We start from the raw sequence: 20,364 nt of genomic DNA, 5'->3' as shown, positions 1-20,364 counted from the left end.
CAATTCCTTCGGCTTCAGGGACGCGCGGCGATATCGAGCACCCGCAGCACTGCGGGGCCGCCGACGATCAGGAAGATGCAGGGCAGGATGAACGCGATGGTGGGCAAGGTGAGCAGCGCGGGCAGCCGCGCCGCGCGCGCCTCGAAGCGCATCAGCGTCTCGTGGCGCAGTTCGGTGGAGAGCGTGCGCAGCGCCTGCGACAGCGGCGTGCCGTATTGCAGCGTCTGCGCCAGCGTGCCGCCGAGGCGGCGCAGCGATTCCAGCCCGGTGCGCTCGCCCATGTTCTGCAACGCCTGGCGGCGGTCGGACAGGATGCGCAACTCGGTGCCGACATTGGCGAATTCGGCGGCCAGCGCGCGGTTCGCCTCGACCATCTCGGTCGACACGCGCTCCACCGCGGCTTCCAGCGGCAGGCCGGATTCCGCGCAGATCACCATGAGGTCCAGCGCATCCGCCAGGCCGCGTTCGACCTGCCGCGCATGGGCTTCCTTCATGCGCCGCAGGATCATGTCCGGCAGCACCAGGCCAGCCACCGCGGCCCCGGCCACCAGCAGGTTGCGCCCCATCGGCCCGAAGCCGGAGGACAGCGGCAGCATCAGCACCGGCAGCGCGCCCATCAGCATGACCTTGGCGCCGATGAACACCGCGACCGGGCGCGTGCCGCGAAACCCGGCGGCGACCACGGTGCGCTGCAACTCCGCCAGCGTCTCGCCCTTCACGATGCCCGAGGCCAGCACCGCCTGCCCGACCGACCGCGCGATGCGCTGGGGCAGCGGCGCCTCGTCCGGCTGGGTGCGCCGCGCCAGACCTCGCAGCGTGCCCAGCCGCGCCTGCATCCGTTCCGCGCGCCGCATCCGCGGCACCAGCACCGCCACGCACAGCAGCATCGCCGCGACGATCCCGAACCCGGCCTGGAGCAGCAGCGTGCGGTTCACGACAGGCTCCGCCGGATGATCGCCTTCATGGTGCCGAGCCCGGTCGCCAGCGAGGCGATCGCGCAGGCCAGCACGATGTTGCCGCGCGGGTCGTTGAACAGCACCAGCACGTAGCGCGGGTTGATCAGCAGCAGCGCCGAGGCCGCGAAGACCGGCACGGCCGACAGCACATACGCGCTGGCCCGCGCCTGGGAGGCCAGCGCATGGCCGCGCTGGCGCGTCGCGACGCGCTTGCGGACCACATCCGCCAGGTTGTCGAGCGTCTCGGTCAGGTTGCCGCCCGCACTGTTCTGCAAGGTCAGCGAGACGGCGAAGAAGCGGTATTCCGGCAGGCCCGACCGCCGCGCCAGGCGCTTCAGCGCATCCTCCATGGTGATGCCGATGGCCAGCTGGTCGGACAGCCGGCGGAACTCCGCGCCGGTCGGGTCCGGGATCTCGCGCCCGACCGTGCGCAAGGCCTCGACCACCGGGATGCCGGCGCGCACCGCCCGCACCACCATCCCGAGCGCATCCGGCAACTGCTTGTAGAGCGCATCCGCACGCTTGCGGTGGATCGAGGCGAAGACCCAGCGCGCCACCATCACCCAGATCACGACGGTCGCGAACCAGCCGGCCGGCCCCGCCAGCTTCGCCACATAGGCGCCGCCCGCCACCGCCGGCAGCGCCGCCAGCAGCACCATCAGCGTCGGCGCCAGCGGATACTGGTCGAGCCGTTCGGAATCCCAGCCGAACACCGCCGACAACCTCGCCTCCAGCGGCGCGGGCATGCGGATCAGGCTGGCCTGCGGGGCGCGCTGCGCCAGGCGGCTGGCCATCCGCACCCGCGCATGGGGCAGCGAATGCGCCGCGAAGCGCGCCGCGAGCCGCCGCCCGCGCCCCTTGCTGCCGGTCGTGTGCAGGCCCCAGAAGGCCAGCCCGATGCCGACCAGCAGCGCGAGGAGCAGCGGCGTCATGCCTCCTCCTCCTCCAGCGCGGCATACCAGGCGCGCTCCAGCCCGAAATACGACAGCCGCGGCGCGAATCCCGGGCGTGCGCGGCTCATGCGGTAGATGCCGCGCAGCTTGCCGCCGGGGTCCTCGCCCTCGTACTCCCACTGGAAGATGTCGTTCAGCACGACGACCTCGCCCTCCAGCCCGCACACCTCGGTCAATTGCGTGACGCGGCGCACGCCGTCGCGCATGCGCTCGATCTGGATGATCAGGTCCACGGCGGAGACGATCTGCTGGCGGATGGCGCGCGCCGGCAGCGCGGTCTGGCCCATCAGCACCATGTTCTCGATGCGGGTGACGGCATCGCGCGTGGTATTGGCGTGGATGGTGGACATCGACCCGTCATGGCCGGTGTTCATGGCCTGGAGCATGTCGAAGGCCTCGGCGCCACGACACTCGCCCAGGATGATGCGGTCTGGCCGCATGCGCAGCGCGTTCTTCACCAGGTCGCGCTGCGTGACCTCCCCGCGGCCCTCCAGGTTGGCCGGGCGCGTCTCCAGCGGGATGACATGCGGCTGCTGCAACTGAAGCTCGGCGGCATCCTCGCAGGTGACGATGCGTTCGGTCGGGTCGATCAGCCGCGACAGCGCGTTCAGCATGGTGGTCTTGCCCGACCCCGTGCCGCCCGAGACGATCACGTTCAGCCGTGCGCGCGAGGCGATTTCCAGCACGCGGCCCATGGCCGGCGGGATCGACCCGTTCTTCACCATCTGCTGGAAGTCGATCTTGCGCTTGGCGAATTTGCGGATCGACAGGCAGGGGCCGAGCAACGACAGCGGCGGAAAGATGATGTTGACGCGCGACCCGTCGGGCAGGCGCGCATCCACCATCGGGCTGCTTTCATCGATGCGCCGGCCGATCTGCGCCGCGATGCGCTGCGCGATGCCGGCCAGGTGCGTGCCATCGCGGAAGCGCACGTTCGATTGCGTGAGGCGCCCCTTCTGCTCGATGAATACGCGGAACGGGCCATTCACCATGATGTCGGTGACGGTCTCGTCCTCCAGCAGTGGCGCCAGCGGGCCCAGCCCCAGCATGTCGTCGACCAGCTCGGCCGCGACCTCGCGCTGCTCGCGCGCCGACAGGCCGATGCGCTGGCCGTCGGCGATCTCGGCGATCATGCGCTCGACCTCGGCGAACAGCGCCTCCTGCGGAAGCGCCGCGACCGAGGCCGGGTCGATACGCGCAAGGCACAGCGTCCGCAATTCCTGCTTCTGCCGCTGCACCGGGGTCAGCGCCGCGGTCTGCGCGACCGGGGCCTCGGGCGGCGGCGCCTCGGGCAAGGCGGGCGGCGCCGCCGTCGCGACATCCTTGCGGACCAGCCGCCCGAAGGCGGGCGCGGCGTTGTCTAGCGGAACCATCGCTTGAACAGCCCCCGCTTCTCCTGCTCCTCGCCCTCGGCGCGGATCGAGGCGACTTCCTGCACCAGCTTCAGCAGCGCGGTGCGGAAGGGGCCGCGCTTCGCCCCGGCGGCCTCGCCCAGGTCGGCCGCGGCGGGCACCACCTTGGGCAGCCACGGGATCACCAGGTCGGGATCCTCGCCCATCGCCTCCTTGACCTGCGCGGCGGTCAGCAGGCCCGGCTGGCCGACGCAGTTCAGCACGGTGACGGCACGGCGCGACTGCGTCGGCGCGTTCGGAATGGCGCCGTAGCGCAGCATCTCCCGCGCGCCGGCCAGGGAAGGATCGGTCACCAGGATGCGCTGGTGCGCCATGTCCAGCACCTCGCGCGCCGCGGGGGCGCTGCGCGCCGGCAGGTCCACCACGACGAAATTGTAGCGCCGGCGCAGCATGGTGATCAGGCGCGCCGCGGCGCCGGGCTGGGCCTTCACCGCGTCGCCCGGCTTTTCCTCGGCGGCCAGCACGTGCAGGCGCTCGCCGACCGGCTGCGCGGTGCGCTCGACGAACAGCTCGTCCACCCGCTCGGGATGTTCCAGCGCGGCGCGCAGGCCGTTGGTGGTGCGCGCGCCCAGCAGCAGCGCCGCGGCGCCGGCATGCAGGTCGGCGTCGAACAGCACGGTGTGGCGGCGGGCTTCCTCACCCAGGTGCCAGGCCAGGTTGGCGGCGATGGTGGTGGCGCCGACGCCGCCGCGCACGCCGGTCACGGTGATCACGCGCCCGCCGCGCAGATGGACGTCGCGCTGCGTGCTGCCCTGCCGCAGATAGGGCAGCAGGTGGCGCGCCACCATCTCCTGGGTCAGCGGCTTGAACAGGTATTCCAGCACGCCCAGGCCGCGGGTGAGCTGGCGATAGAAGGCGGCATCCTGGCGTTCGCCGATCACCAGCACGCGCACGTCGGGTTCGACCACCAGCGCCAGTTCCTCGAGCGCCGTCAGCGGCTGCTCGACACCCGAGACATCCACCACCAGCGCCAGCGGCGTGTTGCTGCGCTTCAGCGCCTTGGTCGCCGCCACGATGTCGCCGCGGCGGACCTCGGCCCCCTCGCCCATCTCGGCCAGCAGCGTCTCGCGCAGGATCGCGTCGCTGTCGGCGTCGGTGACGAAGGCGATCAGCGGCGCGCGGTCGGCGGCCGCCGCGCTGGATTGCGCGCCGCCAGGCGCGACGCGATCGGGACCGTCAACGCCCGCCATCGCCACCGCCTCCGGGGGCCGCGGCACCGCCCGCCCCCGTCGCCTGGATGCGCGCCACGCCCGAGGCCGCCAGCGGCTTCACCCGGTCGGTGCGATAGCGATGCACCGCCGCCGCCGTCACCGCGCCATCGGCGCGCGGATCATCCACGCCGCGGTCCAGCATCGCCGGATCGGCGACATGGATGCGCAGGTTCGCCTCGTTGGCGCGCAGCGGGCGCCAGGCGCCCTCGCGCGTGTAGGGATCGATCTGCTCGCAGCCACCGAGCAACAGCACCAGGACCACCGCGCGACGCATCATGGCCTGCCTCAATCCAGCACGAAGCCGGGAATGCCCGACAGGTTGCGCGCCGGCGGCGCCGGTGGCGCGGCGCGGTTGGGCTGCCGCCCGGTCTGGCGCAGCAGCAGGATGCGTTCCACGTCGTTCGGCGGCACGTAGCCATCGGTCGGCGCCACGATGGCGCGCGGGCTCTCGGCCGGCCGCACCAGGTAGGGCGTGATGATGATGACCAGCTCCGTCTCGTTGCGCTGGAAGCGGTCGGAGCGGAACAGCGCGCCCAGGATCGGCACCTCCCCCGCATAGGGCAGCGCGCGCCCGGTCTGGCGCGACGTATCCTGCAGCAGCCCGGCGATCGCGAAGGCCTGGCCCGAGCCGAGCTCGACCGTCGTCTCGGCGCGCCGCACCGTCAGCGCCGGCACGGTGATGGTGTTGTTGTTGCCCGAGAGCAGCCGCACCGCGCCCTGGTCGGACAGCTCGCTGACCTCGGACCTGACGCGGAAGGAGATCCGCCCGTCCGACAGCACCGTCGGCACGAAGGCGAGGCCCACGCCGAACTGCTTGAACTCGATGGTGACCTGGTTCTCGCGCTGCGACACCGGGATGGGGAATTCGCCGCCGGCCAGGAAGGACGCCGTCTCGCCCGATGTCGCGGTCAGGTTCGGCTCGGCCAGGATGGTCACCAGCCGGTCCTGCGCCAGCGCATCGATGATGGCATTGATGTCGCGCAGCTCCGCATTGCCGGTGCGGAAGCCCAGGCCGATGCGGTCGGACGGCGCGGTGCGGTCGAAGGCGAAGTTGAAGGTCTCGGCGGCGATGCCCGCCGGCCCACCGATCGCCGTGCCGATCCGCCCGATATTGCCCAGCGCCTGCCAGTTCACGCCGAGCTGGCGCGTCACCTCGCGCGAGACTTCCGCCACCCGCACGCGCAGGTTCACCTGCGTGACGCCAGTGACCGCGATGCGGTTGTCGATCGGCAGCCGCTGGTCCTCGACGCGCGATCGGATCAGCGTCTGCGCCCGATCCGCATCGGCGGGTGCTGCGACCGTGCCGCTCACGACCAGGCCGCCCGGGCCGGATTCCACGCGCAGGCTGCGATTGCCCGGAAACGCCCGGCGCAGCGCCGATTGCAGGTCCGACAGCAGGAACGCCGAGGGCCGCACCGTGACTTCCCACTGCACCAGCGGCAGCCCCGCCGCGTCCATGGCGGCGAGCGTGGTACGCCCCGGCGCCACCCCGAACACGAAGACGCTGGTGGGGCTGGCCGGGCGCATCTCGGCGATGCGCGGATCGGCGGCGAACAGGCTCGCGGCGGGTGCGGAGAGCACCAGCACGCGCCCGGTGCCGGCCTCCAGCGACATGCGTTCCACGCGCAGGCCGGGCGGCGACTGCACGACCGGCAGCGCCCCTTGCGGATCGGTCTGCGCCGCCGCCGGCCACGCCGCCAGGGCGGCCGTGCAGGCCAGGGCGGCGCGAAGGATGCGGTGATTCATCGGAACTGGATCTCCTCGACCCGTCCTGGGCCTCCGAAGACGCGGATGCGCGCGCCCGAACCGGTCGCGGTCGCCGCGGTGGCGCCGGCCGGCGCGAAGGCGCCACTGACATCGCCGCCCCAGACCGGGCGCTGCGCGATGGTTTCCTCGACCGCCGTGCCGGCCGCGCGCAGCGCGAGCGACAACCGCCCGAGCCGCGTCGCGACGGCCACGCGCGTCGCCTGTTCGGGCGTCACCTCGATGGTGACGGTGCGGTTGCTCTCGCGCAGGCTGTCGCCGACCGCGGCCGGCTGCATGCCCTGCACCAGGTGGCGATCGACCGCGATGACGCGCGCGGCCGCCAGCACCGTCTCACCGGCCACCCGGCGCGCCGGCGCGATGTCGTTCTCGTCGAAGGCCTGGGTCAGGATCACGTCGACACGGTCGCCGGGCCAGATCAGCCCGGCCGTGCCGGTCACCGCATCCACGCCGACCGTCACCGCGCGCATCCCCGGCGCCAGCACGGCGGCCAGGAAGCCGTTCTCGCCAGGCCGCAGCACGGCATCGAGGCGCAGCACGTCGCCCTGCGCCAGCGTCCGGCGCACCATGGCGCCGATCATCTCGACGCGCGCCTCGGGCGAATCGCGCATCGCGCCGGCGGGCAGGTCCTCGGTGGGGAATTCGCGCGCGCCCAGGTCCTCGGGCTTCAGCAGCGTGCCGGCCTGCACGGCGCGCGCGGCAACCAGCAGGCTGATGCGCGCCGCCGGCGCGGCGGCCGTGGTGGCGGGCGGCGGCGGCGTGGGCGCCAGCGCGACCACGCCCAGCAGCCCGAGCCCGGCCACGCCGATGATCACCACCACGATCAGCACCAGGCGCATCGCCATCGGTTCAGGCCCCCGGCCGGGTCATGGCGACAACCGCGCCCAGGGCGATCGCCACGCCATAGGGCAGCGGCGCGCCGCGACGGATGCGCCAGGCCTCGCAGCGCAGGATCCGGCGCCAGGCGCCATCGGCGTGCCGCGGCACCGCGATGCGCCCGCGCAGGCCCAGATGCAGCGCCGCCAGCACGCCGCCGCACAGCGCCACCGCCAGCAGCAGGGCGGGCACCGCCGCGGCCGGCACCAGCAGGCTGGCCGCCGCCAGCAGCTTCACGTCGCCACCGCCGAGCAGCCCGCGCAACCACAGCGCGCCGGCGGCCAGCAGCACGCCGGCGGCGACCGACGCCGCCATCACCGGCGCGCCGAACGCGACCTGGCGCAGCACGCCGGCCAGCGCCACCGCGGCGACGACCCGGTTGGGAATCTCGCGACACGCCACGTCGCGCAGCGCCGCCACGCCAAGCGCGCCGATCGCCGCGAGCATGGCGCCATCCGACAGGATCTGGAGGGTGTTCGGGACCATCGCCGGGATCATCGCGGGCCCCCGTGAAGGAAGTGTTTAACGCTACGCCGGCCGGCCTGCGGCAAGGGGCGGCGGGTCCTTCTCCCGCCGCCCCGCCCGCATCAGGTCGGCGCCACGAACTTCGCGGCGATGCCGTTCAGCATCGCATCCAGGTTGCCGCCCAGCAGCGTCAGCCCGCCGATGATCGCCACCGCGATGAAGGCGGCGATCAGGCCGTATTCCATCGCCGTCACGCCACGCGTATCGGCCTTCAGCGCGGACAGGCGCGCCACGAACGTCTTCACCATTGTCAGGTCTCCGAGGACGCGCGCCGCACGGCGCGCGAGGGGGTGGAGGCCAGGCATCCTGCCAGCCGCAGAGCGGTCCCTTGGCCGCCACCGGCGCCATCGGCGCATCGGGGGGAGCGGTTCGGGCCCTCGCAACCATTTGCGGAGACTGCGCTTAACAAACCGTGAAGCGCGCCCGAGTCACGGCAAGGTGAAGAGGAATTCACCCAGCAGCGCGAAGAACCCCTCGGCGTCCAGCGCCTCCAGCAGCCGCGCATTGGGCGCCGCGCCGGATCGCTCCCAGCGGTCCACCACGGTGCGCCCGCGCGTCACGCCGCCGCATTCGACATGCACATGCACGTCGCGCGAGCTGAACAGCCCCGGCGCCAGCAGCCAGGCGATGGCGCAGGGATCGTGCAGCGGGTGCCCGCGATGCCCGAAGCGGCGCGACGCCGGCACGCTGGCCATGATGCGCGCGGCCGCATCCAGGCACGCCCCGCCGCCGCGCGCGCGCAGCGCGGCGATGCGCGCCGGCGTCACCAGCGCCTGCGCCGTCAGCTCGAGCGTCGCGAGCGTCACCGGCCGCCCGCATTCCAGCAGCACGGCCAGCGATTCCGGATCGGACCAGGCGTTGAACTCGGCCGAGGGCGTGATGTTCCCCTCGGCCCAGGCGCCGGTCATCAGCACGATCTCCTCGACGTGATCCACCAGCGCGGGTTCGGTGGCGAGCGCCAGCGCCAGGTTGGTCGCGGGACCGATGCCCACCAGCGTGACACGCGGTTCGGCGCGCAGCAGCGCACGGATGGCGTCGGCGGCGATGCCCGGCGTGGCGGGCGGGCCCTCGGGCAGCGCCACGCCGGCCAGGCCATCGGCGCCATGCACCTGCGTCTCCGACCGGAAGGCGCCGAGCAGCGGGCCTTCCGCACCCGCCACCACCGGCACGACGCGGCCCGACAGGCCGACGATGGCGCGCGCGTTGCGCAACGTATGCGCCAGCCCGACATTGCCGCCCGCCACCGTCACCAGCCGCACGTCCAGCATCGGCGCCGCGAGCGCCAGCCACAGCGCGATGGCGTCGTCCGTGCCGGGATCGGTGTCGATGATGCAGACGCGGCGCGTCATGCCAGTTCCTGTTCCACCAGCGCGCACCAGAAGGCCGCGCCATGCGCCAGTGCTGCGTCGTTGAAGTCGAAATGCGGGTTGTGGTGGAAGCCCTCGGGATGCGCCGGATCGCCGGTGCCGAGCCAGACATAGGCGCCGGGGCGTTCCGCCAGGAAGTCGGAGAAATCCTCGCCGGGCGTGAGCGGCGGGTGGTCGTCCATGGCCCGTGCATCGCCCACCGCGGCGCGGGCGGCGCGCAGCGCGACGGCGGCCTGCTCGGCGCGGTTGATGGTCGGCGAGATGCGACGGATGTAGCGCGGTTCGGCCCGCAGGCGGCAGGTCGCGGCGATGCCGTGCGCGACCTGCGCGATGCGCGCTTCCAGATGCGCGCGCACGGCTTCGGTGAAGGCGCGCGCGGTGCCGCAGAGGAACACCTCGGACGGGATGACGTTGGGCGCATTGGGCGCGCCGGCGGCCATGTGGCCGACGCTCAGCACCGCGGCCTGCAAGGGGTCGATCTCGCGCGCGACGATCATCGGGAGCGCCGCGATGAACTGCGCGGCCGCCAGCGGCGCATCGGTGCCCAGATGCGGGCGCGCGCCATGCACGCCGGCGCCGCGGAAGCGCACCTCCCAGGTGTCGGAACTGGCCAGCACCGCCCCCTTGGGCACCGCCACGCTGCCGAGCGGCAGGCCGGGCAGGTTGTGCATGCCGTACACCGCATCGACGGGGAAGCGGTCGAACAGCCCGTCCTTGACCATGCGCGCCGCGCCGCCGCGCGATTCCTCGGCGGGCTGGAAGATGAACTGCACGGTGCCGCCGAAGCGGTCGCGATTCATCGCCAGCCAGCGCGCCGCGCCCAGCAGCATGGCGGTGTGCCCGTCATGGCCGCAGGCATGCATCGTGTTGGGCGTGGTGCTGGCGTAGGGCGCGCCGGTCATCTCCGGCATGGCCAGCGCATCCATGTCGGCGCGCAGGCCGATGGCGCGGTTGCCGCCCGGCCCGCGCGTGCCGGTGAGCGTGCCGACCACGCCGGTCTCGCCGATGCCCGTTTCAACCGCGATGCCCCAGCCGCGCAGCAGGTCGGCGACGATGCCGGCGGTGCGGGTTTCCTCGAAGCCCAGTTCCGGGTGGCGGTGGAAGTCGCGCCGCCAGGCGGTCATGTCGGCCGCGAGCGGGGCGAGGTCGTCGGGGGTGGGCACGGGGGCCTCCGTTGCTGCGCTGCGGCGAAGATGCCACGCTGCGCACGCTTCCACCACGGGCCGCACCATGGAGTTCTGGCAAGCTTTCGCCCCGCCCGCCAAGGGCGACGAAGGCCCCTTCACCGACCGCTACGCCGCGCCGATGCCCGATGGCACGCGGCTGATGCTGCCGCTGCGCGACTATGGCGAGATCGCGGTGGCCGGCTTCATCGCCAACCAGGCGGCGATCCGCGTCGCGCAGCGCATCGGCGGCTGGATGGCCCAGGCCGCGCGCGGCCTGGGCGCGGAGGTCGTGGTCGGCATGCCCACCCTCGGCCAGGTCTTCGCGCCGCTGGTGGCGGAGGCGCTCGGCCACGCGAATTGGGTCGCCCCCGGCTGGTCGCGCAAGCGGTGGTACGAGGCGGCGCTGTCGGTGCCGGCGTCGTCGTCGACCGCGCCGGATGCGCGGCGGCTGTGGATCGACCCGCGCATCGTGCACCGGTTGGCCGGGCGGCGCGTGCTGCTGGTGGATGACGTGATCTCGACCGCGTCTTCCGCGCTGGCCGGCGTGGCGCTGCTGGAACGCGCGGGCGTGCGGCCGGTGGCGTTGCTGCTGGCCATGGCGCAGGGCGACCGCTGGCGCGCCGCCTGGCCCGCCGACATTCCCGTGCGCGCCGCCTTCGCCACGCCGATCTTCACGCGCGTGCCCGGCGGCTGGCTGCCGCGCGCGGGGTCCGTGCCGACCGAAACCCTGGGGGATGTCTCCGCATGAAGCGCCTGCTGCTCGCCGCCCTGTTGACGCTGCCGCTGGCCGCCGCGGCGCAGGACCGCGCCGCGCTGCGCATCGGCGTCGAGGCCGGCCCCACCAGCCTGGACCCGCACTACGCCAGCCTGATCACCAACATCGCCTATGCGCGGCACGTGTTCCAGCCGCTGGTCGAACAGGATGCGCGCCAGGTGCTGCGCCCGGCCATCGCGCGGTCGTGGCGCGTGGTGGACGACACCACCTGGGAACTGGAGATCAACCCGGATGCGCGCTTCTCCGACGGGCGCCCGGTCACGCCGGAGGATATCGCCTTCTCCATCGCGCGCGCCGGCGACGTGCCGAACAGCCCATCATCCTTCCGCTACGCCACGCGTCCGGTGGCGGCGGTGGAGCAGGTCGGCCCGCACACCATCCGGCTGCGCACGCACAGCCCCTTCCCGCTGCTGCTGAACCAGCTGGCGCTGGTGATGGTGGTGCCCAAGCGCGACGGGCTGACCACCGCCGCGTTCAACGATGGTTCGGCGATGATCGGCAGCGGGCCGTATCGCCTGGTGTCCTGGCAGCCAGGCCAGCCGGTGCGCTACGCGCGCAACGACGCCTTCGCCGGCGCCGCACCCGCCTTCGCGACCGTCGAATTCCGCCCCATTCCCAATGCCGGCGCGCGCGTGGCGGCGTTGCAGGCGGGCGACGTGGACCTGGTCGAGATCGTCCCGCCCGAACAATTCGCGCGGTTGCGCACCAATGCCGCCTTCACCACGGCCGAGAGCCCATCCAACCGGCTGATCTTCCTGACGCTGGATTCCGGGCGCGAGGAGAGCCCCCACATCCGCGTCCCCGACGGCGCGCCGCTGCGCAACCCACTGCGCGATGCGCGGGTGCGCCGCGCGCTGTCCATCGCGATCAACCGCGAGGCGATCGTCAGCCGCACGCTGCAAGGCCAGGCGGTGGCGGCCGGCGACCTCGGCCCCGCGGGGTATTTCGGCACCTCGCCCGACCTCACGCCGCCGGGCTACGACCCCGACGCCGCGCGGCGCCTGCTGGCCGAGGCCGGCTTCCCGCGCGGCTTCACCGTGCAGGTCAACGGCCCGAACGACCGTTACGTGAATGACGAACAGGTGGTGCAGGCGATCGCGCAGTTCTGGACGCGCATCGGCCTGGCCGCGAGCGTCGAGGTGAAGCCCCGCGGCGTCTGGCTGACCGAGGCGGCGCAGCTGCGCTACTCGGTCAACCTGGCGGGGTTCTCGCCGAACCCGGAAGTGCTCGGCATGCTCGAGACGCAGATCCATTCCTGGAACACCACGCTGGGCCTGGGCACGGCGAACCGCGGGCGGTTCGGCAACCCGGCGATCGACGCGATCATCCAGCGCGCCCGCACCACGATGGACGATGCCGAGCGCGCGCGCCTGACGCAGGACGCCACGCGCCGCGCGCTGCGCGACGAGACGGCGCTGATCCCGCTGTATTTCCAGGTGAACACCTGGGCGATGCGCCGCGGCGTGACCTACGAGGCGCGCACGGACGAGATGACGCTGGCCTTCTCGGCGCGGCGGGCGGAGTAGCGGCGCGCCAGAGTCGCGCCGAGACCGGGACGCTCCAGCGGCGCGCGTATGACCCACGCGCACCCGGCGCGCTGATCAACGGCGCCACGGCCAGCGTGTCAGCGGCGCGCCACGGGCGCGTTCATCCACGGCGCGCCACGGGCGCGTTCACTCGCGGCGCGCCACGGGCGCGTTCACTCGCGGCGCGCCACGGGCGCGTTCACTCGCGGCGCGCCACGGGCGCGTTCACTCGCGGCGCGCCACGGGCGCGACGACCTCATTCCGCCGCAGCGCCGGCACGGTCCAGGGCGGGTCGTAGAACCAGCCCTGCACGGGGCCGGTGGCCGTCCAGCCCGATTCGGCCAGCGCAGCCCTCAGCGCGGCCGTGCTCCGCGCCACCACCTCGGCCCGCGGCACGCCGGAGAAGCGCAGCACGGCCACGGTCTCCTCCGGCACGATCACCAGTGTCACGCGCGCATCGTCGGGCATCGGCAGGGTGTCCATCGTGAAGCGCGCTGGCATGAAGAAGCGGATGGTCCAGCCCGCCGCGTCGCCGGCCTGCGCGACCGGCGCGGTCATGGCGATGCGCTCGCCGCGCGCCTGCGCGACGGGTGCGGTCATGGCGATGCGGTCGCGCCGCGCATTGCCGCCGAAGATGTAGCCGGCCAGGCGGCGGAAGCCCTCGTTGCGCGCCGCCTCCTCCTCGCCGGGCACGGTGGTCTCGGCGGCGATGCGCGGGGCGTAGCGGCGGATCTCGACCTCGCCGATGGTCTCGACCACCTCGAAGCGCGGTTCCTCGGTGCCGCTGCGGATGCCCACGACGGAACAGGCCCCTAGCAGCAGGGAGGACAGGATGGCGGGCAGGCGGGCGGCCATGCGGGGGCACTCCGGGTCATGCGGCAGATATGGCGCGCCGGCCCCCTTTGCGAAGGCGGGGCGGCGTGCGCTACTCACCCCAAGGATAGCGATGGACGGGACAGATCATGCCGGCTGACGGCGGTTCGACGGACAAGATCATCTACTCGGCGCCGATCGGCGACGAGGTGAAGACCACCACCTGCTACATGTGCGCCTGCCGCTGCGGCATCCGCGTGCACCTGAAGGATGGCCGCGTCCGCTACATCGAGGGCAACCCGGATCATCCGGTGAACAAGGGCGTGCTCTGCGGCAAGGGCAGCGCCGGGATCATGACGCAGTATTCGCCGGCGCGGCTGCAGGCGCCGCTGAAGCGCGTGGGTCCGCGCGGGTCGGGCGAATATGCGGAGATCAGCTGGGAGGAGGCGATGGAGACCGCCACCGGCTGGCTCAAGCATGTGCGCGAGACGGACCCGAAGAAGCTCGCCTTCTTCACCGGGCGCGACCAGTCGCAGTCGCTGACCGGCTTCTGGGCGGCGCAATTCGGCACGCCGAATTTCGCAGCCCATGGCGGGTTCTGTTCGGTCAACATGGCGGCGGGCGGACTCTACACCATCGGCGGGTCCTTCTGGGAATTCGGCGAGCCCGACTGGGAACACGCGAAGTACCTGATGATCTTCGGCGTGGCCGAGGACCATGATTCCAACCCGATCAAGACCGGCCTGGCGGCGCTCAAGAAGCGCGGGTCGAAGATCGTCTCGGTGAACCCGGTGCGGACCGGGTATTCCGCGATCGCCGATGAATGGGTCGGCATCCGCCCGGGAACGGACGGCCTCTTCATCATGGCGCTGATCCACGAGCTGATCCGCACTGATCGCGTCGATGGCGAATTCCTGGTGCGCTACACCAATGCGCCCTGGCTGGTCGTGCGCAATCCGGGCGGGGCGGATGACGGGCTGTTCGCGCGCAATGCCGATGGCAAGCCGCTCGCGATGGACCGCGCGCGCGGCGCCATCGCGGCCGAGACGGCGGACCTCTCGCCCGTGCTGGTCGGCGACTTCACGCTGGAGGACGGCCGCCGCGTGCAGCCGGTCTTCAACCTGATGGCCGAACGCTACCTTGGCGCCGACTACGCGCCCGATGCGGTGGCCGAACGCTGCGGCATGACGGCGGATCGCATCCGGCGCCTGGCCGCCGAGGTCGCCGACATCGCCTTCAACCACCCCCTCACGCTCGACATTCCCTGGACCGACGTGTGGGGCCGCAAGCACGAAACCATGGTCGGCCGCCCGGTCGCCTTCCACGCGATGCGCGGCATCAGCGCGCATTCCAACGGCTTCCACACCTGCCGCGCGCTGCACATCCTGCAGATGCTGCTGGGCGCGGTCGATACGCCGGGTTCCTGGCGCTACAAGTCGCCCTTCCCGCGGCCGATCCCGCCGGGTCCCGGGCCGGCCGGCAAGGGGGCGAAGCCGAACACGCCGCTCGCCGGCAATATCCTGTCCTTCACCCATGGCCCGGACGATTTGCTGGTCGAGGATGACGGCACGCCGCTGCGCATCGACCATTCGTTTTCCTGGGAGGCGCCGCTCGGCCTGCACGGGATGATGCACACGGTCATCGGCAATGCGGCGAAGGGCGATCCCTACAAGATCGACACGCTGTTCATGTTCATGGCGAACATGGCCTGGAACAGCGCGATGAATCCCATGGAGACCATCGCCTGCCTGACCGCGCAGGACGAGAACGGCGACTACGTCATCCCGCACGTCATCTACTCCGACGCCTATTTCAGCGAGACGGTCCCCTACGCCGACCTGATCCTGCCGGACACGACGTATCTCGAACGCTGGGATGCGATCAGCATCCTCGATCGCCCGATCGGGTCCTCGCATGGGCCGGGCGATGCGATCCGCCAGCCGGTGATCAAGCCCGACCGCGACGTCCGGCCCTTCCAGGAGGTGCTGATCGAATTGGGCGCGCGGCTCGGCCTGCCGGCCTTCGTGAAGGAGGACGGGTCGCCGAAGTTCAAGGACTATCCGGACTACATCGTGAACCACCAGCGCATGCCCGGTGTCGGCCCGCTGGCCGGCTGGCGCGGCGAGGACGGCACGAAGAAGGGTGTCGGTGAACCCAACCAGGACCAGCTGCAGCGCTACATCGAGAATGGCTGCTTCTGGCGGCACAACCTCGCGCCGGAAGAGTCCTACTTCAAGCACGCCAACGCGACGTACCTGGCGAATGCCAAGGCGATGGGAATGCAGGGGCAGTCGAACCAGATCGTGCTGCAGATCTGGTCCGAGCCCTTGCAGAAGTTCCGGTTGGCCGCGGAAGGCCATGGCGCCAAGCAGCCGCCCGCCGCGCTGCGCGAGCGCGTGCGGACCTACTGCGACCCGCTGCCCTTCTGGTACGCGCCGCTCGAACAGCAACAGCACGACACTGACCCGTATCCCCTGTCCGCGGTCACGCAACGGCCGATGGCGATGTACCATTCCTGGGGGTCGATGAATGCCTGGCTGCGGCAGATCCATGGCTCGAACAAGCTCTACATGTCGCGCGAACGCGCCACCGCCGAGGGCCTGGTCCAGGATGACTGGGTCTGGGTGGAAAGCCGTAGCGGCCGCGTGAAGGCGCAGCTGTCGCTGATGGAGGGCGTCAACCGCGACACCGTCTGGACCTGGAACGCCATCGGCAAGCGCGCGGGGGCCTGGATGCTCACCCCCGATGCCGCGGAGGCGCAGCGCGGCTTCCTGCTGAACCACGTCATCAGCGAGTGGCTTCCCGCGCAGACCGGCCCGCGGCTGGCGAATGCAGACCCCGTCACCGGCCAGGCCGCCTGGTACGACCTGCGCGTGAAGGTGAGCAAATGCGCGCCGGGCGAGGAAGGCGTGACCGACCCCTTCCCCACCATGCTCGACCCGCCGCCCGACATGCCGGGCACGCCTGACATCCTGCGCTACAACGAAGGAGGGTCGAAGCCATGACCTCCCTGCCGCAACCCGGTGCGAAGAAACTCGGCCTGGTCATCGACCTCGATACCTGCGTGGGCTGCCAGGCCTGCGCGACCAACTGCAAGGAATGGAACACCAGCGGCCACATGGCCCCGCTGCCCGACCACAACCCGTATTCCGCGGGCCAGGAAGGCGTGTGGTTCAACCGCGTGCATTCCTACGAGGCCGGCGATGGCGAGGACGGCCGCACCGTCCACTTCCCGCGGTCCTGCCTGCATTGCGAAACGCCCGCCTGCGTCACGGTCTGCCCCACCGGCGCCTCCTACAAGCGCGCCGAGGACGGCATCGTGCTGGTCAACACCGACATCTGCATCGGCTGCCAGTTGTGCGCCTGGGCCTGCCCCTATGGCGCGCGCGAATTCGACGACGATGCCGGCGTGATGAAGAAGTGCACGCTGTGTGTCGACCGCATCTACAATGAGACCATCCCCGAACCGCAGCGCCAGCCCGCCTGCGTCACCACCTGCCCGGCCAATGCGCGGCATTTCGGCGACCTCGGTGACCCCAACAGCGCCGTGTCGCAACTGGTCGCCGAACGCGGCGGGTACGAACTCATGCCCGAGCTCGGCTACAAGCCGGTCAACCGCTACCTCCCGCCACGCCGCGCGCCGAAGGCCGATGCGGGTCCGCCGCGCGATGCCGGTCCCCTCCCCTCCCAGATCAAGAACCCGCTGCTGCGCTGGGTGGACAAGGTCCTGACGCGATGAATCCGGCGCCCTCGATCGTTTTCTTCACCGTGGCGTCCGGCGCGGGCTACGGGCTGCTGTTCTGGGTGGGGCTGCTGCGCCCGCTCGGCCTGGTGCCGGGCAGCGCGGGGTTCGGCGCGCTGGCGGTCGGCATCGCGCTGGTGCTGGTGATGCTGGGGCTGCTGTCCTCCACCGCGCATCTCGGGCGGCCGGAACGCGCCTGGCGGGCACTCAGTCAATGGCGGTCGTCCTGGCTGTCGCGCGAAGGCGTTGCGGCGGTGGTGACCTTCCCGCCGGCCGGGTTGTTCTTCATCGCCGTCATCGGCCACACCGAACGGCTGGCGCTGCCGGCGGGGCTGCTGGGCGCGGCAGGCGCCGCGGTGACGGTCTGGTGCACCGGGATGATCTACGCCTCGCTGAAGCCGATCCGGCAATGGCACCACCCGCTGGTCGCGCCCGGCTACATGCTGTTCGGCGCTTTCTCGGGTGCCGCGCTGCTGGCCATGCTGGCCGGCTTCTGGGGCCAGGCGGCGGTGCCCGCGGCGATCGCGGCCTTGCTCGGCGCAGGCGGCTTCATTCTCAAGCAGGCCTATTGGTCCAGCGTCGATGCCGCACCGCCGGTCGCGACGATGGAATCCGCCACCGGCCTCGGCGGCATCGGCACCGTGCGCGTGCTCGACCCGCCGCATACCGAGACCAACTACCTGCTGCGCGAAATGGCCTTCCGCATCGCGCGCGTGCATGCCGCGCGGCTGCGGCGCATCGCGTCGATCGGCGGCTTCGCGGCGCCGGCGGTGCTGCTGGCGCTGGCGCTGGTCACCGGCGGCGCGCTGGCAGGCGTGCTGGCGGTGCTCGCGACGGGCCTCGCGATCGCCGGGCTGCTCGCCGAACGCTGGCTGATGTTCGCGGAGGCGACGCATACGGTGGCGCTCTACTACGGGATGGGCGAATCGCGCGGCGCCGGCGCGCCCGCCGCCTGACGCGCCGGGGCGGCGCGCGGCCCGCATCGCTGTCGCGCGCCACCGGACGCTGCTATGGTTCCGCCCTGCGCTGATGGTCTTCGCGGCGCGTCACGGAAGGGCACCGCGACCGATGGGCACGCCCCCCGCCACCACCGCGTTCGAGCAGCGTCTCGAACGGCTCGACGTCACGCTGTTCTCCGACACCTCACAGACCTCCGAGGCGGATCGGCAATCGCTGCTGCGCGTGCAGGCGGCGGTGCGGTCCTTCCGCCCCACCTACCGGTATGGCGAGATCGGCTCGCATCTCGGCGGGTCGCTGGTGCCGCACCTGCTGGACCCCGCCTGCACGGCCATCGTGTCGATCGACCCGCGCCCCCTGTCGCAACCCGATGAGCGCGGCCACGATTTCGACTACGACGACAACTCGACCGCCAAGATGATCGCGGCGCTGCGCGACAGCGTGCCGGAGGCATCACTCGCCAAGCTGCTGACCTTCGACCTCGACGCGCGGGACGTGCCGGCATCGCCGCAGACCGCGGGCCTCGACCTCGTGCTCATCGATGGCGAGCACACCGACCCCGCCGCCTTCTCGGATGTCGTGAGCATGCTGCCGTTGCTCGCGCAGGGCGCCATCATTGCCTTTCACGATGCGGACCTGGTGATCGACGCGATCCGCAACGCCGAACGCATGCTGGAACACCTCGGCCGGCCGTTTCGCACCGTGCTGATGGCCGACCGCGTCGGCGCCATCGGCATCGACGACGGCGCCGACGCCGTCGAACGCCACCTGGTACCCCATGCAGCCGATCGCGAGGACTTCATCCGCAGGGCGCGCAGCCATATCTGGCGCAGCATCGTCGAAGCCGCGATCGAACGGGGCGACGCCCTGGCGCCGCTGCCCGCGTCGGCGCCGCACCCCGAACTCGATGCGCTGCGCGCCAGAACCGCGCGGCTCGACGCCGAACTCGCGGCCCTGCGCGGCATCGAGGCCAGCACCACCTGGCGCGCCACCGCGCCACTGCGCCGCATCGTGACGGCGCTGCGCGGGCGGTGATCCGCGCGCCCCGGCGCATCCGCGGATGCCCCGGGGCGCGTCGGCTCAGAAGATCGCGATGTCGCTCGCGCTGACCGCCGCCAGGTTGGTGAAGGTCGCGATCAACGACGACGCCCCCTCGCCCGACCCGTCCGCATCGAAGGACAGGCGCCCGGTGTCGGTCTCATAGATGAAGCGCGTCGCCGCATCCGTCGCGGCGCCACCGGCATTGGCCTCGAACAGCCCGGCCCCCAGCGGCCCCGCCGCCAGCCCGCCGAACACCGCCCCCGACAGCGCGATGCCGTCGATGCCGTGCACGAAGTCCAGCACCAGGTCGGAATTCAGCGCGCCATGGCTCGCGAAGCGGAACACGTCCGACCCGCCGCCGCCCGCCAGCACGTCATGCCCCAGCCCGCCATCGACGAAGTCGCGCCCCGATTCGCCGAACAGCCGGTCGTTGCCGTCGTCGCCATGCATGTTGTCGTCGCCCAGGCCGCCGCGCAGCGTGTCCTGCCCGCGCCCGCCGCCGACATCGTCGTGGCCGCCGCCGCCGGTGCCGCGGTCGCGCCCGTCGCCGCCGCTCAGCCGGTCGTCGTCCAGCCCGCCATCCATGCTGTCGTCGCCGCGGCCGCCGCGCAGCGTGTCGCGCCCGCTGTCGCCGCCCATGTCGTCATTGCCGTCGCCGCCATCGACATCGTCGCGCCCATGCCCGCCGCGCATCCGGTCGTCGTCGCCCTCGCCATGCAACCGGTCGTCGTCGAGCCCGCCATCCATGTCGTCGCGGCCGCGCCCGCCGCGCATCCGGTCATTGCCATCGTCGCCATACAGCCTGTCGTCGCTGTCATCGCCGCCGATGTCGTCGGCGCCATGGCCGCCGCGGATCGAATCCTCGCCGACGCCGCCGTACAGAGTGTCCGTGCCGCCGCCGCCGCCCATGCTGTCGTCGCCGCCACCGCCGCTGATGGTGTCGTTCGAATCATCGCCGTTCAGGCTGTTGCTGCCGTCGTCGCCGAAGTAGGCGCCGGGCGGGAAGGGCGTGCCGTCGGCCTGGGTGTGGAACTCCGCGGTCTCGATGTAGTCGCCGCCGGTGGTCGGGCTATAGACCTTGACCTCCCGATGGGTCGGATACAGCTCGCTCCAGAACACCTGGCCATCGGCCAGCGTGAACACATCGGTGCTGTCGATCGACTTGGCGCGCCAGGCGCCGTTGTGGAATTCGAGCACGCCGGTGACCTGGCCGCCGGTGATGGTGAAGCGATAGAGATCGTTGGCCATGAAAGGCCTCCCTGCAGGTGGATGGCGCGCGA

Annotated in this window: 19 protein-coding genes; 6 read left to right on the top strand and 13 right to left on the bottom strand. The window is 72.0% G+C overall.

The window, feature by feature from the left end:
* Positions 1-14: 14 nt before the first annotated feature.
* From LQ222_RS02285 to LQ222_RS02235, 11 genes are all read right to left on the bottom strand, one after another.
* Entirely contained in the window at positions 15-935 is a 921-nt protein-coding gene (locus tag LQ222_RS02285; RefSeq protein WP_230164201.1) for a type II secretion system F family protein, read from the bottom strand.
* On the bottom strand, positions 932-1,888 hold the full coding sequence (locus LQ222_RS02280; protein WP_230164200.1) for a type II secretion system F family protein: 957 nt from the start codon (positions 1,886-1,888) through the stop codon (positions 932-934). The genes LQ222_RS02285 and LQ222_RS02280 overlap by 4 nt, the downstream gene beginning before the upstream one ends.
* Positions 1,885-3,282 (bottom strand): CpaF family protein, encoded by a 1,398-nt coding sequence (locus LQ222_RS02275; RefSeq protein WP_230164199.1) that lies wholly within the window; start codon positions 3,280-3,282, stop codon positions 1,885-1,887. The genes LQ222_RS02280 and LQ222_RS02275 overlap by 4 nt, the downstream gene beginning before the upstream one ends.
* Positions 3,270-4,511: a cellulose synthase operon protein YhjQ/BcsQ gene (locus tag LQ222_RS02270; protein WP_230164198.1), complete on the bottom strand. Its 1,242-nt coding sequence runs from the start codon at positions 4,509-4,511 to the stop codon at positions 3,270-3,272. Before LQ222_RS02270 ends, LQ222_RS02275 begins: the two co-directional genes overlap by 13 nt.
* Positions 4,498-4,809 (bottom strand): hypothetical protein, encoded by a 312-nt coding sequence (locus LQ222_RS02265; protein WP_230164197.1) that lies wholly within the window; start codon positions 4,807-4,809, stop codon positions 4,498-4,500. Before LQ222_RS02265 ends, LQ222_RS02270 begins: the two co-directional genes overlap by 14 nt.
* An 8-nt stretch (positions 4,810-4,817) precedes the next feature.
* Positions 4,818-6,278 (bottom strand): type II and III secretion system protein family protein, encoded by a 1,461-nt coding sequence (locus LQ222_RS02260; protein WP_230164196.1) that lies wholly within the window; start codon positions 6,276-6,278, stop codon positions 4,818-4,820.
* Positions 6,275-7,141 carry a Flp pilus assembly protein CpaB gene (gene cpaB, locus LQ222_RS02255; RefSeq protein WP_230164195.1) on the bottom strand — a complete coding sequence of 289 codons (867 nt, stop codon included), beginning with the start codon at positions 7,139-7,141 and terminating at the stop codon, positions 6,275-6,277. Before cpaB ends, LQ222_RS02260 begins: the two co-directional genes overlap by 4 nt.
* Positions 7,142-7,145: 4 nt before the next feature.
* Positions 7,146-7,658 (bottom strand): prepilin peptidase, encoded by a 513-nt coding sequence (locus tag LQ222_RS02250; protein WP_230164194.1) that lies wholly within the window; start codon positions 7,656-7,658, stop codon positions 7,146-7,148.
* Between the two features lie 101 nt (positions 7,659-7,759).
* Positions 7,760-7,945, bottom strand: a complete 186-nt coding sequence (locus LQ222_RS02245) for a Flp family type IVb pilin (protein ID WP_198370732.1) — start codon at positions 7,943-7,945, stop codon at positions 7,760-7,762.
* A 180-nt stretch (positions 7,946-8,125) separates the two neighbouring features.
* Positions 8,126-9,046 (bottom strand): nucleoside hydrolase, encoded by a 921-nt coding sequence (locus LQ222_RS02240; protein ID WP_230164193.1) that lies wholly within the window; start codon positions 9,044-9,046, stop codon positions 8,126-8,128.
* Positions 9,043-10,227: an amidohydrolase gene (locus tag LQ222_RS02235; RefSeq protein WP_308071538.1), complete on the bottom strand. Its 1,185-nt coding sequence runs from the start codon at positions 10,225-10,227 to the stop codon at positions 9,043-9,045. Before LQ222_RS02235 ends, LQ222_RS02240 begins: the two co-directional genes overlap by 4 nt.
* On the opposite strand from LQ222_RS02235, the gene LQ222_RS02230 reads away from it, so the two are divergent.
* Positions 10,220-10,978, top strand: a complete 759-nt coding sequence (locus LQ222_RS02230) for a phosphoribosyltransferase (RefSeq protein WP_374202144.1) — start codon at positions 10,220-10,222, stop codon at positions 10,976-10,978. The genes LQ222_RS02235 and LQ222_RS02230 overlap by 8 nt on opposite strands.
* Entirely contained in the window at positions 10,975-12,531 is a 1,557-nt protein-coding gene (locus LQ222_RS02225) for an ABC transporter substrate-binding protein (protein ID WP_230164191.1), read from the top strand. The genes LQ222_RS02230 and LQ222_RS02225 overlap by 4 nt, the downstream gene beginning before the upstream one ends.
* Positions 12,532-12,756: 225 nt before the next feature.
* On the opposite strand, the gene LQ222_RS02220 is transcribed toward LQ222_RS02225, so the two are convergent.
* Positions 12,757-13,386, bottom strand: coding sequence for a heme-binding protein (locus LQ222_RS02220; protein WP_230164190.1), 630 nt, complete (start codon positions 13,384-13,386; stop codon positions 12,757-12,759).
* 107 nt (positions 13,387-13,493) lie between these two features.
* On the opposite strand from LQ222_RS02220, the gene LQ222_RS02215 reads away from it, so the two are divergent.
* The 4 genes from LQ222_RS02215 (at position 13,494) to LQ222_RS02200 (ending at position 19,078) form a co-directional block, all read left to right on the top strand.
* Positions 13,494-16,349 carry a molybdopterin oxidoreductase family protein gene (locus LQ222_RS02215; protein ID WP_230164189.1) on the top strand — a complete coding sequence of 952 codons (2,856 nt, stop codon included), beginning with the start codon at positions 13,494-13,496 and terminating at the stop codon, positions 16,347-16,349.
* Complete coding sequence (locus LQ222_RS02210; protein ID WP_230164188.1) at positions 16,346-17,083, top strand: 4Fe-4S dicluster domain-containing protein; 738 nt, start codon at positions 16,346-16,348, stop codon at positions 17,081-17,083. The genes LQ222_RS02215 and LQ222_RS02210 overlap by 4 nt, the downstream gene beginning before the upstream one ends.
* The gene (locus LQ222_RS02205) at positions 17,080-18,042 is read left to right on the top strand and encodes a DmsC/YnfH family molybdoenzyme membrane anchor subunit (RefSeq protein ID WP_230164187.1); all 963 of its coding nucleotides are present in this window, start codon (positions 17,080-17,082) and stop codon (positions 18,040-18,042) included. The genes LQ222_RS02210 and LQ222_RS02205 overlap by 4 nt, the downstream gene beginning before the upstream one ends.
* Before the next feature lie 112 nt (positions 18,043-18,154).
* Positions 18,155-19,078 carry a class I SAM-dependent methyltransferase gene (locus LQ222_RS02200; RefSeq protein ID WP_230164186.1) on the top strand — a complete coding sequence of 308 codons (924 nt, stop codon included), beginning with the start codon at positions 18,155-18,157 and terminating at the stop codon, positions 19,076-19,078.
* A gap of 45 nt (positions 19,079-19,123) precedes the next feature.
* On the opposite strand, the gene LQ222_RS02195 is transcribed toward LQ222_RS02200, so the two are convergent.
* Positions 19,124-20,332: a calcium-binding protein gene (locus tag LQ222_RS02195; RefSeq protein ID WP_230164185.1), complete on the bottom strand. Its 1,209-nt coding sequence runs from the start codon at positions 20,330-20,332 to the stop codon at positions 19,124-19,126.
* Between the last annotated feature and the right edge of the window lie 32 nt (positions 20,333-20,364).

The sequence above is a fragment of the Roseomonas sp. CECT 9278 genome, assembly GCF_918698155.1.
Lineage (GTDB): Bacteria > Pseudomonadota > Alphaproteobacteria > Acetobacterales > Acetobacteraceae > Neoroseomonas.
Note: the sequence above shows the minus strand (reverse complement) of the source record. Positions and strands in the feature narration are given on the sequence as shown.